The sequence below is a fragment of the Actinopolyspora sp. BKK2 genome (assembly GCF_011291845.1).
GTDB classification, from domain to species: Bacteria; Actinomycetota; Actinomycetes; order Mycobacteriales; family Pseudonocardiaceae; genus Actinopolyspora; species Actinopolyspora saharensis.
In genome coordinates, this window is sequence record NZ_JAANTE010000004.1 from 419,339 (window position 1) to 433,514 (window position 14,176).

Here is a 14,176-nt window from a genome sequence, read left to right on the forward strand (position 1 = left end):
TCGCCATCGGCGTACGGCAGTTAGGTTACGGCGCATGACGGGTGCTGCGAATGGGCGACTGGAACGCCTCGGTGTCGGGCTGGCCGCGTTGGGCAGGCCCGCCTACATCAACGTCGGACGAACCGATGTGCTGCCCGGCTCGCGCACGGTGGACGCGATGCGCGAGCGGACCAGGCAAGTGCTGGACGCCGCCTACGCCGAGGGGATCCGACGGGTGGACACCGCGCGCTCCTACGGCAGCGCCGAGCGCTTCCTCGCCGAGTGGTTGCGCGACCGCGGGCACGAGGACGTGATCGTTTCCAGCAAGTGGGGCTACGTCTACGTCGCCGAGTGGCGGCTGGAGACCGAGGTGCACGAGGTCAAGGAGCACTCGCTGGAGCGGTTCAGGCAGCAGTGGCCCGCCACGCACGAGCTGCTCGGCCCGCACCTCCGGCTGTACCAGGTGCACTCCCTGACCAGGGACAGCCCGCTGTTCGAGGACGGCGACCTGCAGCGGGAGCTGGCGCGGATCAGGGACAGCGGAGTGCGGCTCGGGATATCCACCAGCGGAGCCGCCCAGGCCGACGCGATCGAGGCGGCCTGGGAGCTGCGCGTCGGTGGGAGCCAGCTGTTCGGCGCCGTGCAGTCCACCTGGAACTCCCTGGAGCCCTCCGCGGGAAAGGCCCTGCGGTACGCCCACGAGGGCGGCTGGACGGTGCTGGTGAAGGAGACGCTGGCCAACGGCAGGCTGGCGGTGCGCCCGCCGGAACCGCTGGCCGCGGTCGCGGGCAGGCACGGTGCGGGCGCCGATGCGGTGGCCCTGGCGCACGTGCTGGCCCAGCCCTGGGCCGACACGGTGCTGCTCGGTGCGGCCAGCGTGGGGCAACTGCGCAGCAATCTGGCCGCCTGCTCGCTGACGTTGGAAGACCGCGATCTGGACGAGCTGGCCGCGGCGGCCGGGGATCCGGCGACCTACTGGGGAGAGCGGTCGGCTCTGCCCTGGCACTAGGATTCCTCGTGGAACGACTTGCTCAGGTGGTCGGGCAGCGGGCTCCACGCTTGGCTCGGGAGCGGGGGAAGCGTGGTGGCTCGGCTCGGGCGGCGGAACCTCGGGCGGTGCCGCCTGCTCGGACGGTGGTTTCGCCCGCCGCCGCGCTGAAGCGACGCCCCCGCGCGAAGCGCTGCCGCTGCGGGCTCGCTCCGCGCGGCGCGGTCAGCTTCGCAGTCCACCGGGCAGTGTCCGCAGCGCGTCGCGCAACGCCTCTCGCAGCACGGGACCGGCCCGTTCCGGAGAGGGGGCCAGCTCGGCGCTGTGCTCCACGGCCACCCGCAGCGCCGCGTTGAGCATCGCGGCCTCCGTCTTCACGGTCAGCTCCTCCGGGGAGAAGCCGGAGCGTTCGGCGATGCTGGCGGCGAACACGGGTTCCGCGTCCCGGTGCGCCCGCAGCCACACCGCCCGCACCTCGGGTTCGGTGTGGGTCAGCCGGACCAGGGCCAGCATCGTGGCCACCTCGTCCTGCTCCGCGGAGTGCGGCGGTTCCGCCAGCAGCCCGGTCAGCGCTTCCCCCGGTTCCTGCTCGGTCAGGAACCGGGCGACGGTGTCGATTCCCGTGCTCAGCAGGGGCAGCACGTAGCTTTCCTTGCCCGTCCCGGGGCAGTAGCGCCACAGCGTGCGCAGTGATACCCCGGCGGCCTCCGCGATCTCCTCGGCCGTGGTGGCGGCCAACCCTTTCGTGGTGAACAACCGGACCGCCTGCCGGGCGATGTCCATGCGTGTCGCCGCTTTGCGCCGTTCGCTCAACGGTGGACGTCCGGTGCGTGTCCCGGAGGTTCCCTGTTCGTTCGACACCGTGCTTTCCCTTCCGGGGGCGGATATGCCGCTCCAGGATGCCACGAGACTTTTGGGCACTGTGTGCAAATATGGCACACTGTGCCAGGAAGTAGCGGGAGTCGGCAGGAGAACGCCGTCAGATTGACCCGCTCCACGGAGTCGAGGAGTTCGATATGGCCACGACAGGCCTGGAAGGCCGCAGTGTGATCGTCACCGGTGCGGGGTCGGGTATCGGCCGGGCCGCCGCGTTGCGCTTCGCGGCCGAGGACGCGCGGGTGCTGCTCGCCGACGTCGACGCCGAAGCCGCCGATGCCGTGGAACGGGAGATCCGGGCGACGGGTGCAACGGCGCGCACCGTGACGGGCGACCTCGGGGACCGTTCCGTGGCGGAGAAAGTCGTCGCCACCGCGGCGGAGGAGTTCGGCGGTCCGGACGTGCTGATCAACAACGCCGGGATCATGGACGGCTTCGCGGCCGCGGCCGACGTGACCGACGCCGAATGGGACCGGGTGCTGCGGGTCAACCTGACCGCACCCTTCCTGCTGGCCCGCGCGGCATTACCGCACATGTTGGAGCGGGGAGGCGGGGCGGTCGTCAACACCGCCTCCGAGGCCTCCCTGCGCGGCAGTGCCTCCGGAGCGGCCTACACGGCCTCCAAGCACGGCATCGTGGGGCTGACCAAATCGCTCGCCGTGATGTACCGGGACAGCGGTATCCGCGCCAACGCCATCGCCCCCGGCGGCACGGCCACCGGAATCACCGTCGACGCCGACTTCGAGGCCCACGGGCCGAGCGTGGTCATGAACCACGCGGGAAACGTCGGTCGGGTCGCCGAGGCCGACGAGCAGGCCGCCGCCATCCTCTTCCTCGCCTCTGACGCGGCCAGCAACGTCAACGGTGTGGTGCTGCCCGTGGACAACGGCTGGTCAGCCGTCTGATCCCGGGGCGAGCGGGGTGGCAGGCCGGTGCTGCATCCCGGCGGGGGCGGTCAGCGACCGCGGAACTCGAACCACTCCGCGAGGAACTGCCTCCCGTCCGGCACCAGCGGCCGGTCCGGATCGTCCAGCTGTTGCCGCAGCTCGGGCAGCGGTACCCAGCGGCCCTCGGCCACTTCCGCGGGTTGGTGGACGATGGGCCCGTCCCAGAAGACCTCGTAGAGGAACGCGTGGAAGCGGACGCTGCCCAGCTCGTGCCTGGTGCGGAACAGGAAGCGAGGGGTGGTGCTGATGCCGAGCTCCTCGGCCAGTTCCCTGCGCGCCGCGGTGTCGGGGTGCTCACCCGCTGCCACGACCCCTCCGGCCCAACAGTCGTACATGTCGGGGTAGACGTCCTTGTCCGCCGTCCTGCGGTGCACGTAGACCGCCTCCGGGGCGGAGGATCGGACCAGCACCGAGGCCGCCGCGTGCCACAGCCCCTCGGCGCGCATTCTCCTGCGCGGTGCGGAGCCGACCACTCCGCCGTCCCGGTCGTAGATCGCGACCGGCTCGTCACCGGTAGTCACGCTCACGATGATGACAGCTCGCGGCGCTGCTCCGTTCGGCCACGACCGCTCGGCAGGGATTCGTTCGCCGGGCTGAACCCGTAGGCTGAGTACTATGCGCCGGATCATGGGAACCGAGGTGGAGTACGGGATCACCGTGCCGGGGGACGCTACGGCGAACCCGGTGCTGAGCTCCACTCACATCGTGCTCGCCTACGCGGCGGCGGCCGACATTCCACGTGCCCGTCGTGCGCGGTGGGACTACGAGGTCGAGTCGCCGCTGCGCGACGCGCGTGGATTCGACATGGGTGCGTCGACGCCGCAGACGAACGGCTCGGAAGGCGACGACCTCGGGGCGGCCAACGTCATACTGACCAACGGGGCACGCCTCTACGTCGATCACGCTCACCCGGAGTACTCCGCGCCGGAGGTCACCAACCCGCGGGACGCGGTGCTGTGGGACAAGGCGGGCGAACGCGTCATGGAGGAGGCGATGCGCCGCGCCGCCAGCGTGCCGGGGACTTCCCCGATCCAGCTCTACAAGAACAACGTCGACGGCAAGGGCGCCAGCTACGGCACGCACGAGAACTACCTGTGCTCGCGGGACACCCCGTTCACCGCAGTCATCGCGGGGTTGACGCCGTTCTTCGCCTCCAGGCAGATCGTTTGCGGTTCGGGGCGCGTCGGTCTGGGGCAGGTCGGTGAGAAACCCGGTTTCCAGCTCTCGCAGCGCTCGGACTACATCGAGGTCGAGGTGGGGCTGGAGACCACGCTCAAGCGCGGCATCATCAACACCCGCGACGAACCGCACGCCGACGCGGACCGGTACCGCAGGCTGCACGTCATCCTCGGGGACGCCAACCTCGCCGAGACCGCGACCTACCTGAAGCTGGGAACGACGGCCCTGATCCTGGACATGATCGAGGACGGGCACCGCTTCGACGATCTCAGGCTGGCCGATCCGGTCAAGGCGGTTCACCTGATCAGTTACGATCCCGAGCTCAGCCAGAAGGTGGAGCTCGCCGACGGACGTCGGTTCACCGGGCTGGACCTGCAGCGGGCCTACCACGAGCGGGTCGCCGCGTACGTGGAGTCGCACGGTGGGGAGGAGTCCGGGGACGTGGTCCGCACGTGGGGCGAGACCCTCGACCTGCTCGGCAACGACCCGATGGACTGCGCCGACCGCCTCGACTGGCCGGCCAAGTTGAAAATACTGGAGAACTACCGCAGCAGGGACAACCTCGGTTGGAACTCCCCCCGGTTGCACATGATCGACCTGCAGTACGCCGACGTGCGCATGGACAAGGGGCTGTACAACAGGCTGGTCAGCCGGGGCTCGATGAAGCGGATCCTCTCCGAGGAGGAGGTGCGCTCGGCCGTGACGAATCCTCCGGAGGACACCAGGGCCTACTTCCGGGGACGCTGCCTGGAGCACTACCCCAACGAGGTGGCCGCGGCCTCGTGGGACTCGGTGATCTTCGACCTGGGGAGGGAGTCCCTGGTGCGGATCCCGACCCTGGAGCCCCTGCGCGGGACCAGGGCCCACGTCGGCGAGCTGCTCGAGGCCGCGAGCAGCGCCGAGGACCTGGTGGACTCGCTCACCGGGCGCTGACCCCCGAAAGGGTGACTCCCACGTGCGGAAAAGATCGGAAAGTCGCCGTTCGGATCTGGGCGCGCAGCCGATTGACTAGGTAGTGTTCACACCAGGATGTTTTGATGTTCGGTTCGGGTTCCGAAGGCGCCCGGGACATCGGAGTCCCGCGGGTGTTGCCCGTGCGGACGGACATCCTCGACAAGACCACCGGGAGGCGAGATGTCCCAGGAAAAGGTTGAGCGGCACGGCGGCGGTGACAACGAGGAGAACGAGGAGAACGGTGCCGAATCCGCCGGGCAGGAACGTCGCGAGAAGCTCGGCGAGGACGTGGACACCATCCTGGACGAGATCGACGATGTCCTGGAGGAGAACGCCGAGGACTTCGTGCGTGCCTACGTCCAGAAGGGTGGACAGTAGATCGTTCCGCACGACGCCGGCCGGCCCGTGAGGTCGGCCGGCGTGCGTGCACACCGCGCGGCGTGTGCACGACAGACCATGTGACACCAGCTACTTCGAGCAGGAGACGATGTCGCCCATGGATTCCAGCTCGACTCGGGGCCACCCGGGTCAGGCCCTGCCCCCCGCCTACTTCACCCCCGGATCCGCCTCGTTCACGGAGTTCCTCCGCGACGCGGCCCCCGAGTTGATGCCACAGCTTTCCGACAACGCCGACGTCTCGGCGGAGGCCCCGCACGGGACGACCATCGTCGCGCTGACCTTCCGGGGCGGCGTCCTGCTCGCGGGCGACCGCCGTTCCACCATGGGCAACCTCATCGCGCAGCGGGACATGGACAAGCTCTACGTGACCGACGACTACTCCGCGGTCGGGATAGCCGGGACCGCGGGCATCGCACTCGAGATGGTGCGGCTGTACGCCGTCGAACTGGAGCACTACGAGAAGATCGAGGGGGTTTCCCTCTCGCTGGACGGCAAGGCCAACAAGCTCGCCACCATGCTGCGCGGGAACCTCGAGGGGGCGATGGCCGGGCTGGCCGTCATGCCGTTGTTCGCCGGATACGACACCTCGGCCGAGGACCCGGATCGGGCCGGCAGGATCGTCACCTACGACATCACCGGCGGGCGCTACGACGAGAGCGCTGGATACCACGCGGTGGGCTCGGGTTCGGTGTTCGCCAAGTCGGCGCTGAAGAAGCGCCACGACCCGGAGGCCGACATGGACTCCGCGGTGCGCAACGCGCTGGAGTCCCTCTACGACGCCGCCGACGACGACAGCGCGACCGGAGGTCCCGACGTCGCCCGGCGGATCTACCCGACGGTGGTGACCATCACCGGGGCGGACGGGGCAGTGCGGCTGTCCGAGGAGCGCACCGCCGCCGTCGCCGAAGAGGTGGTCGCGGGGCGTCAGCAGAACCCGGGTGGTTGATCCGCCGAATCCTCGCCGCGGGTGACTCCGGCCCACGGTTCGGAAGCATCCGCCCTCGTCGTTCGCCGCAGTGCGTGCGGCAGCACAAGCGCCATGTGCCGACTCGGCACAGCACGATTCGAGCCAGGAGTGCACAGCCGTGACGATGCCCTTCTACACCTCGCCAGAGCAGCTGATGCGCGAACGCTCCGAGCTGGCCCGCAAGGGCATCGCTCGGGGACGTAGCGTGGTGGTGCTCAAGTACGCGGGCGGGGTGCTGTTCGTTGCAGAGAACCCCTCGACCACCCTGCACAAGATCTCGGAGATCTACGACCGCATCGGTTTCGCGGCGGTGGGGCGCTACAGCGAGTTCGAGAACCTGCGCATGGCCGGTATCCGGATGGCGGACGTGCGCGGCTACTCCTACGACCGCCGTGACGTCACCGGACGTGCCCTGGCCAACACCTACGCGCAGACGCTCGGTGCGATCTTCACCGAGCAGGTCAAGCCGTTCGAGGTGGAGATCTGCGTCGCCGAGGTGGGGGCCACGCCCGATGCCGACCAGCTCTACCGGCTGACCTACGACGGCTCCATCGTCGACGAGCCGCAGTACGTGGCCATGGGCGGCCAGGCCGAGACCGTCACTTCCGCGCTGAAGGAGTCCTTCACCGACGGGATGGAGCTGGAACCGGCGATCCGGGAGGCGGTGCGCGCGCTGGTCGCCGGCGGCGAGGGATCCCGCGAACTGGGAGTCTCCCAGCTCGAGGTGGCCGTGCTGGAACGGTCCAGGCCGCACCGCACGTTCCGTCGCATCACCGGGGCGGCGTTGCGCGAGCTGCTGCCGGGCGAGGGGGAGGAGGCTGCGGACTCCGACTCCGGGGGCGAGAGCGCCTCGGACGGTGCGAACGGGACCTCGGGCGCGGAAAACGGCAGCTCGGAGAGCTGAGGCCGTTTTCGGGGACGTTCGCGGGACGCCGGGGCACCGCGACTTTTCAGCGGTCTCGTGCGGCCAGGACCGGCCCGGGCCGGTCCTGGCCGCACGAGACCGGTCCTGGCCGCCGGACCCCGCGGCGCGGTTCGCGCGGCCGGAAAAATACACCCTGTGTGATGATTTCGTGGGGAATCAGTGACTTCCGTCCCCGAACGGCGGACCGCTGAGTTCGACAAAGAGGCCTACTGTGGAGGCATGCAACGGAGGATCTTCGGCATCGAGACCGAGTTCGGAGTGACCTGTACGTTCCACGGGCAACGCAGGCTCTCCCCGGACGAGGTGGCCAGATACCTGTTCCGCAAGGTCGTGTCGTGGGGCCGTTCCTCGAACGTGTTCCTGCGCAACGGCGCCAGGCTCTATCTCGACGTCGGCTCGCACCCCGAGTACGCGACGGCCGAGTGCGACGACCTCGTCCAACTCGTCACCCACGACAAGGCCGGTGAGCGGATACTCGAGGATCTGCTCACCGATGCCGAGCGCAGGCTGGCCGAAGAGGGCATCGGCGGGGACATCTTCCTGTTCAAGAACAACACGGACTCGGCGGGCAACTCCTACGGCTGTCACGAGAACTACCTGGTCGGCCGTTCGGGGGAGTTCTCCCGCATCGCGGACGTGCTGCTCCCGTTCCTGGTGACGCGCCAGTTGATCTGCGGTGCGGGCAAGGTGCTGCAGACCCCGCGCGGTGCCACCTACTGCCTGTCCCAGCGCGCCGAGCACATCTGGGAGGGCGTGTCCAGCGCGACGACGCGTTCCCGCCCCATCATCAACACCCGCGACGAGCCGCACGCCGATGCCGAGCGGTACCGCAGGCTGCACGTCATCGTCGGGGACTCGAACATGTCCGAGGTCACCACCCTGCTGAAGGTGGGCGTGGTGAACCTGGTGCTCGAAATGGTCGAGCAGGGAGTGCAGTTCCACGACTTCAGCCTGGACAACCCGATCCGGGCCATCAGGGAGATCAGCCACGACCTCACCGGGCGGCGGCCGGTTCGGCTGGCAGGGGGTCGGGAGGCCTCGGCACTGGCCATCCAGCGGGAGTACTACGGCCGCGCGGTGGACTACGTGGCCAAGCGCGGCTCCGACCCCATGACCGATCGGATCATGGACCTGTGGGGCCGCGCGCTGGACGCGGTGGAGTACCAGGACTACTCGCTGATCGACAGGGAGGTGGACTGGGCCATCAAGCACCGGCTGCTGGAGCGCTACCGCGAGAAGCACGGGCTGGAGCTGTCGAGCCCGCGGATCGCCCAGCTGGACCTCGCCTACCACGACATGCGGCGCAGCCGTGGGCTGTTCGAGATGTTGCAGCGCAAGGACCTGGTGGACCGCGCGACCAACGACGGCGACATCGAGGCGGCCAAGGACACGCCGCCGCAGAGCACCAGGGCGAAGCTGCGCGGTGACTTCATCGCCGCCGCCCAGGGAGCGGGCAGGGACTTCACGGTCGACTGGGTGCACCTCAAGCTCAACGACCAGGCGCAGCGCACCGTGCTGTGCAAGGACCCCTTCCGCGCGGTGGACGAGCGAGTGGAACGTCTGATCCACTCGTTGTGATCCGCTCCGCGTCGGGTGCCTTCGGACGTCCTCGGCGCGGACGTCGTGGACGAAGGAGGCGGCGTGGACTACTCGGAGTACCGTGAGCACGACGGTGTCGGCTTGGCCGGGCTGGTCCGCGCGGGCGCCGTCTCGGCCTCCGAGCTGCTGGACGCGGCGTTGGAACGCTGCGCACGGGTCAACGGCCGGATCAACGCGGTCACCAGGAGCACGGAGGACGCGGCCCGGAAGCTGGCCGCCGCGCCGGGGCGGGGCGAACTGGCCGGAGTCCCCTTCCTGCTCAAGGACCTGCAGCAGGAGTGGGCCGGGCACCCCTCCTCCGCGGGAACCAGGGCGCTGGCCGAGCTCCCGCGGCCTGCCACGGCCGAGGTGGTACGTCGCTGGCTGGACGCGGGGCTGATGCCGTTCGGCCGGACCAACACCCCGGAGTTCGGGGCCAAACCGATCACGGAGCCGGAGGTTTTCGGTCCCACCCGCAATCCCTGGTCCCCGGAGCGCACCTCCGGCGGTTCCTCCGGAGGTGCTGCCGCCGCCGTGGCCGCGGGGATCGTTCCGCTCGCGGCCGCCAGCGACGGCGGTGGTTCGATCCGGATCCCGGCCGCGTCCTGCGGGGTTTTCGGTCTCAAACCGGGCAGGGGGCTGGTTCCCGCGGGGCCGGATCGCGCGGAGAACTTCCACGGGGCCGCGTTGGACGGCGTGGTCTCGCGAACCGTGCGGGACAGCGCGGTCGCGCTCGACAGCGTCGCGGGTGGCAGCGCGGACGGTCCCTACGCCCCGGCCGAACCCGTGCGCTCCTTCCGCGCCGAGACGGAGCTCGATCCGGGGAAGCTGCGGATCGGTTTCACCGCCCGCTCCGCGCTGGGACGCCCGCACCCTCATGCCGTGGAGGCGTTGACCGACGCGGCGCGACTGCTGGAGTCGCTGGGGCACCACGTCGAGCCGGTGGAGCCACCCGTCGACCTGGACGCGCTGTCCGTGGACTTCCTGCGGGCCTGGTCGGTCAAGCTGGCCGCCTCCATAGACGAGGCCAGGCGGATCTCCGGGGCTTCGGAGCGGGACTTCGAGCTGGACAGCCGTCTGCTGGCCGCCGCGGGGCACGCGGTCGGAGCTCCCGAGTACAGCGCTTTGCTGGACCGGTGGCACGGTTACACGCGCGAGCTGGCCGAGTTCCACAGCGGCTACGACCTGCTGCTCACGCCCGGACTGGCCGGGCCACCGGTGCGGGTGGGCGAGCTGGAGACCCCGCCGGCGTTGCGCGCCGCCGGTCGTGCCGGCCTCGCGTTGCGCCTGGGCGGGCTGCTGCGTTCCAGCGGTGCCGTGGAACACGTGGCGCGGAAGAACCTGCGCCACGTGCCGTACACCCAGCTGGCCAACATCACGGGCAGACCGGCCATGTCGGTTCCGCTGTACTGGGACCCCGAGGGGCTGCCGCTGGGGGTCCAGTTCGTCGGTCCCCTCGCGGGGGAGGGCGCGCTCTTCCGGTTGGCGGCCCAGCTGGAGCGGGCGCGGCCCTGGTCCGGTCACGAGCCCCCGCTGTGAGCCAGGCGCCGCGAGCGGTGGGTGCCCGCCTCGGGCGAGCACCTGCGGCGACCGAACCGGCAGAGCTCTACTAGAGTTGGGTGCGTGGGGATCCCGCGGGCCGAACGCCTGGTCAACCTGGTGCTGTGTCTGCTGTCGACTCGTCAGTACCTGACGGCGGAACGGATCAGGGACATCGTCGCCGGCTACGCCGAGACGACCAACGACGAGGCCTTCTACCGCAAGTTCGAGCGGGACAAGGCCGAGCTGCGTGATCTGGGAATCCCGCTCGAGACGGGGCGCAACTCCTTCTTCGACGGGGTCGAGGGCTATCGGATAGCTCGTCGCGACTACGAGCTGGGCGACATCGAGCTGGAGTCGGACGAGGCGGCGGCCGTGGCCCTGGCCTCCAGGCTGTGGGAGTCACCCGAGCTGGGCAACGCCGCACGTGGTGCCCTGCGCAAGTTGCGCGCGGCCGGGGTCGACGTCGACGACACCGCCCCCGCTCCGATCGAGCCCAAGGTCCGCGCCGACGAACCGGCGTTCGTGCCGTTGTTGACCGCAGCTCGGCAGGGCCGTCCCGTGGTCTTCGACTACCGCAGGCCGGTGGACAACGTGGCGCACCCGCGCTCGGTCGAGCCGTGGGGCGTGGTGGCTTGGCGCGGGCGCTGGTACGTGGTCGGGCACGACAGGGATCGCGAGGCGGCGCGCTGCTTCCGCCTGTCCCGGATCAGCGGTTCCGTGCGTCCGTTCGGGGAGGAGGGGCAGGTGCACTGCCCGCCCGGGGTGAACCTGCTGGACCTGGTGACCGGCGCCGAACCTGCGGAACCGTCCAGGACCTCGGTGCGGCTCTGGGTGGCCCGGGGGCGGGCCCAGGGGGTGCGGCGCCACGCCGAGCTTCTCGGGGAGCGGGAGCTCGACGGGGTGGCCGGGCAGGAGCTGCGCCTCGAGCTGGACAACCCGGAAACGGCCGTCGGGTGGATCGCGGGGTACGGCCCGGACGTGGTGGTTCTGGAACCGGCGTTCCTGGGGGAGTCCGTCCGCCGGGCCCATCTGGCCACCCTGGCCGGCCTCGGAGGTGAGGACGATGGGCAATAGCACGATCGAGCGGCTGCCGCGGCTGTTGGCCCTGGTGCCCTACCTGGTGAGCAGGTCCGGTGCGCCCGTTGCGGAGGTGGCTGCCGATTTCGGGGTGGGCGAGCAGCAGTTGCGGCGCGACCTGGAGCTGCTCTGGATGTGCGGACTGCCCGGTTACGGCCCCGGCGACCTGATCGACCTCTCGTTCAGCGGGGACACCGTGACCGTGGTCTACGACGCGGGGATGCGCAAACCGCTGCGGCTGACCGGTCAGGAGGCCATCTCGCTGCAGGTGGCGCTGCGCGCGCTCTCGGAGACCCCCGGCATCGCGGACACGGACGCGGTGCGGCGCGCGCTCGCCAAGGTGGAGAACGCGGCGGGGCAGGCTCACCCGTCCGGGATGGTCGTCGGGTTGAACGACGTCCAGGGCCCCGTGTCCGCCGCGACCGGTGGAACGGTGGAGTGGGCGGTCAAGCACCGCAGGGCGCTGCGGATCCGGTACTACACGGCCTCCAGGGACGAGATCACCGAGCGCGCGGTCGATCCCATGCGGCTGGTGCTGCTCGAGGGGCGGGGTTACATGGAGGCGTGGTGCCGCCGCTCCCGCGAGGTCCGGCTGTTCCGGTTGGATCGGGTGGACGAGGCCGAAGTTCTCGACGAGCACGCCCGTCCGCCAGCCGAGGCGCGGAACACGGACTTCTCGGCGGGCCCGTTCCGGCCGTTGCCGGACCAGCCGAGCGCGGAGCTGGAACTGCGGCCGGAGGCGCGCTGGGTCGCCGAGTACTATCCGGTCGACGAGCGGACGGACCTCCCGGACGGTCGGACCAGGGTGGTGCTGCGCTACTCCGATCGGGCGTGGATCGTTCGGTTGGTGCTGGGGCTCGGAGGGCGCGGAAGAGTGACGGCCCCCGACGATCTGGCCACCGAGGTGCGCCAACGTGCGTACGCGGCATTGGAACGTTCTGGTCACCTGTTGTCCACTTGAGGGGGTTACCGTATTGCTCGTGCCTTATGCGTTCACAGCGGGGCTGCTGGTGCTGGCCCTGGTGGTTCTGACGGCTTCGTTGCTGGTCACGCTGCGTTCGGTCCGGCGGTTCCACGCCGCCCGTTCCGCGGTGACGAGCGATCTCGCGGACAGGGCGGGGATGTTGCGCGCCAGGGTCGCCGGTGTCGGGGTGGCACTGCGGCAGCGTTGCCCCAAACGAAGCTGTTGAGAACTGTCGGCTAGGGCGTAGTATTTCCGTGGCAGCAGGCTTGAGAGAGGTGTGCGGACATGAGTTTTCCCGGTGGGTGGGAGCTGGTTCTGATCGTCGGTGTCTTGGTGCTGTTGTTCGGTGCCACCAAGTTGCCGCAACTGGCCAGGTCACTGGGGCAGTCTGCCCGGGTGTTCAAGGCCGAGACGCGTGGTATGAAGCAGGACGAGGAAACCGCCTCGCGCTCCAACACCGAGCAGGAGCAGCCGCAGCAGCTCACCACTGGAGAACCGCAGCGTGACGGTTTCGCCGCTCCGGGGGCGGATCGGGTGAACGGTGAGCGCCCGGCCGAGAGCGCGTACCGCAACGACGCCACGAACTGATCCGGGGCTGTGACGGTGGAAGACAATCCGCGTCGTGGCCGCAAACTGTTCAGGCGTGATCGGGAGAAGTTCAGTCGTCGCCGCAATCCCGACGGCACCATGAGCCTCGTCGATCACCTCTACGAGCTGCGTCATCGCCTCGGGGTGGCGTTGCTCTGGGTGCTGATCGGCGGAATCTTCGGATTCTGGTGGTTTTCGAACCAGCTGTTCTTCCTGCCGAGCCTCGGGGATCTCATCACCGGGCCGTACTGCTCGTTGCCCGAGAGTGCGCGGATGACCCCGAACGGCGAGTGCCAGCTCATGCAGACCAGGCCGTTCGAAGTCTTCATGCTTCAGCTCAAGGTCGGTCTCGCGTTGGGTGCCGTGTTGTTGAGTCCGGTCTGGTTGTACCAGTTCTGGGCCTTCATCGCTCCCGGGCTGCACTCGAAGGAACGCAAGTTCGCCAGGGTGTTCGTCGGCATCGGCAGCCTGCTGTTCATCGCGGGCGCGCTGCTGGCCTACTTCGTAGTTCCGAAGGGGCTCACCTTCATGGTGGGCTTCGGTGGGGATGAGTTCTTCACCGCGCTCACCGGTGGCGAGTACATCAACTTCGTGCTGCTGATGCTGCTGTTCTTCGGCATCAGCTTCGAGCTCCCCCTCGTCATGGTGATGCTCAACAGGGCGGGCGTGGTCACCTACACCAAGCTGCGCAGCTGGTGGCGGGGGAGCGTGTTCGCGCTGTTCATCTTCGCCGCCGTGGCCACCCCGCAGGACCCGATCTCCATGCTGGTGCTCGGTGCGGCGCTGTGCGTGCTGTACTCCATCGCGCTGCTGATATGTCGTTCCCACGATCGAGCCAAGGAGCGAAAGCAGCGGGAGCAGGAGTCGGCGGAGGACCCCGACACTCCCTCGGACGTGGATACCAGGGCCTCCGAGCTGAGCCCGACCGGGACCTCGGCGACGCACAAGGACGACGAGGCGACCTGATCGAGGTTTCTCCCTCCCGGACGTCGCGGGGTCTTTTCGGCGCGGCCGCGCCGAAAAGACCCCTTCCGGGCCGATGCGCTCGGCAACTCCCGAGACCGCGCAGCGGTGGAGTGCGCGCGGGCTGCGGCCCGCCCGCGTCCCCTGTGCGGTGAATGTCACCGCGGTTGGCACATTCCCGGGGCGGATATGAAAGTCTGGGAGTGTGGCTGACAGCCGTACCGAAACCACGGAGACAGGCACCGCACCG

The 14,176-nt window shown here is 69.5% G+C and carries 15 protein-coding genes; 13 read left to right on the top strand and 2 right to left on the bottom strand.

All coding sequences use genetic code 11. From position 1 onward, the window contains the following. Nucleotides 1-34: 34 nt before the first annotated feature. Nucleotides 35-988: an aldo/keto reductase gene (locus tag G9Q41_RS11525; RefSeq protein WP_092520639.1), complete on the top strand. Its 954-nt coding sequence runs from the start codon at nucleotides 35-37 to the stop codon at nucleotides 986-988. 204 nt (nucleotides 989-1,192) lie between these two features. Here the strand turns inward: G9Q41_RS11525 and G9Q41_RS11530 are convergent, their stop codons facing one another. Further along, nucleotides 1,193-1,828 (bottom strand): TetR/AcrR family transcriptional regulator, encoded by a 636-nt coding sequence (locus G9Q41_RS11530; RefSeq protein ID WP_207630924.1) that lies wholly within the window; start codon nucleotides 1,826-1,828, stop codon nucleotides 1,193-1,195. 155 nt (nucleotides 1,829-1,983) lie between these two features. Here G9Q41_RS11530 and G9Q41_RS11535 point away from each other — a divergent pair, with 155 nt between their 5' ends. Then, nucleotides 1,984-2,748, top strand: coding sequence for an SDR family NAD(P)-dependent oxidoreductase (locus G9Q41_RS11535; protein ID WP_165632538.1), 765 nt, complete (start codon nucleotides 1,984-1,986; stop codon nucleotides 2,746-2,748). A gap of 50 nt (nucleotides 2,749-2,798) precedes the next feature. Here the strand turns inward: G9Q41_RS11535 and G9Q41_RS11540 are convergent, their stop codons facing one another. Continuing rightward, on the bottom strand, nucleotides 2,799-3,311 hold the full coding sequence (locus G9Q41_RS11540; protein WP_165632537.1) for an NUDIX domain-containing protein: 513 nt from the start codon (nucleotides 3,309-3,311) through the stop codon (nucleotides 2,799-2,801). A gap of 94 nt (nucleotides 3,312-3,405) precedes the next feature. Between G9Q41_RS11540 and dop the strand changes: the two genes are divergently transcribed. From dop to tatC, 11 genes are all read left to right on the top strand, one after another. After that, on the top strand, nucleotides 3,406-4,902 hold the full coding sequence (gene dop, locus G9Q41_RS11545; RefSeq protein ID WP_165632536.1) for a depupylase/deamidase Dop: 1,497 nt from the start codon (nucleotides 3,406-3,408) through the stop codon (nucleotides 4,900-4,902). Nucleotides 4,903-5,103: 201 nt separating this feature from the next. After that, complete coding sequence (locus tag G9Q41_RS11550; RefSeq protein WP_092520649.1) at nucleotides 5,104-5,301, top strand: ubiquitin-like protein Pup; 198 nt, start codon at nucleotides 5,104-5,106, stop codon at nucleotides 5,299-5,301. A gap of 118 nt (nucleotides 5,302-5,419) precedes the next feature. After that, nucleotides 5,420-6,268, top strand: coding sequence for a proteasome subunit beta (gene prcB, locus G9Q41_RS11555; protein ID WP_092520650.1), 849 nt, complete (start codon nucleotides 5,420-5,422; stop codon nucleotides 6,266-6,268). A 139-nt stretch (nucleotides 6,269-6,407) separates the two neighbouring features. Next, on the top strand, nucleotides 6,408-7,193 hold the full coding sequence (gene prcA / locus G9Q41_RS11560) for a proteasome subunit alpha (protein ID WP_165632535.1): 786 nt from the start codon (nucleotides 6,408-6,410) through the stop codon (nucleotides 7,191-7,193). Nucleotides 7,194-7,433: 240 nt separating this feature from the next. Beyond that, entirely contained in the window at nucleotides 7,434-8,792 is a 1,359-nt protein-coding gene (gene pafA, locus G9Q41_RS11565; protein WP_165632534.1) for a Pup--protein ligase, read from the top strand. A 63-nt stretch (nucleotides 8,793-8,855) separates the two neighbouring features. Further along, nucleotides 8,856-10,331, top strand: a complete 1,476-nt coding sequence (locus G9Q41_RS11570) for an amidase (protein ID WP_165632533.1) — start codon at nucleotides 8,856-8,858, stop codon at nucleotides 10,329-10,331. 84 nt (nucleotides 10,332-10,415) lie between these two features. Next, nucleotides 10,416-11,408: a WYL domain-containing protein gene (locus G9Q41_RS11575; protein ID WP_092520652.1), complete on the top strand. Its 993-nt coding sequence runs from the start codon at nucleotides 10,416-10,418 to the stop codon at nucleotides 11,406-11,408. Beyond that, nucleotides 11,398-12,372 (top strand): WYL domain-containing protein, encoded by a 975-nt coding sequence (locus G9Q41_RS11580; RefSeq protein WP_165632532.1) that lies wholly within the window; start codon nucleotides 11,398-11,400, stop codon nucleotides 12,370-12,372. Before G9Q41_RS11575 ends, G9Q41_RS11580 begins: the two co-directional genes overlap by 11 nt. Before the next feature lie 19 nt (nucleotides 12,373-12,391). Next, the gene (locus G9Q41_RS11585) at nucleotides 12,392-12,601 is read left to right on the top strand and encodes a bacteriophage holin (RefSeq protein WP_092522529.1); all 210 of its coding nucleotides are present in this window, start codon (nucleotides 12,392-12,394) and stop codon (nucleotides 12,599-12,601) included. Between the two features lie 59 nt (nucleotides 12,602-12,660). Beyond that, nucleotides 12,661-12,963, top strand: coding sequence for a Sec-independent protein translocase subunit TatA (gene tatA / locus G9Q41_RS11590; RefSeq protein ID WP_092520654.1), 303 nt, complete (start codon nucleotides 12,661-12,663; stop codon nucleotides 12,961-12,963). A 99-nt stretch (nucleotides 12,964-13,062) separates the two neighbouring features. Beyond that, nucleotides 13,063-13,929: a twin-arginine translocase subunit TatC gene (gene tatC / locus G9Q41_RS11595; RefSeq protein ID WP_092522531.1), complete on the top strand. Its 867-nt coding sequence runs from the start codon at nucleotides 13,063-13,065 to the stop codon at nucleotides 13,927-13,929. The last annotated feature ends 247 nt before the right edge of the window (nucleotides 13,930-14,176 follow it).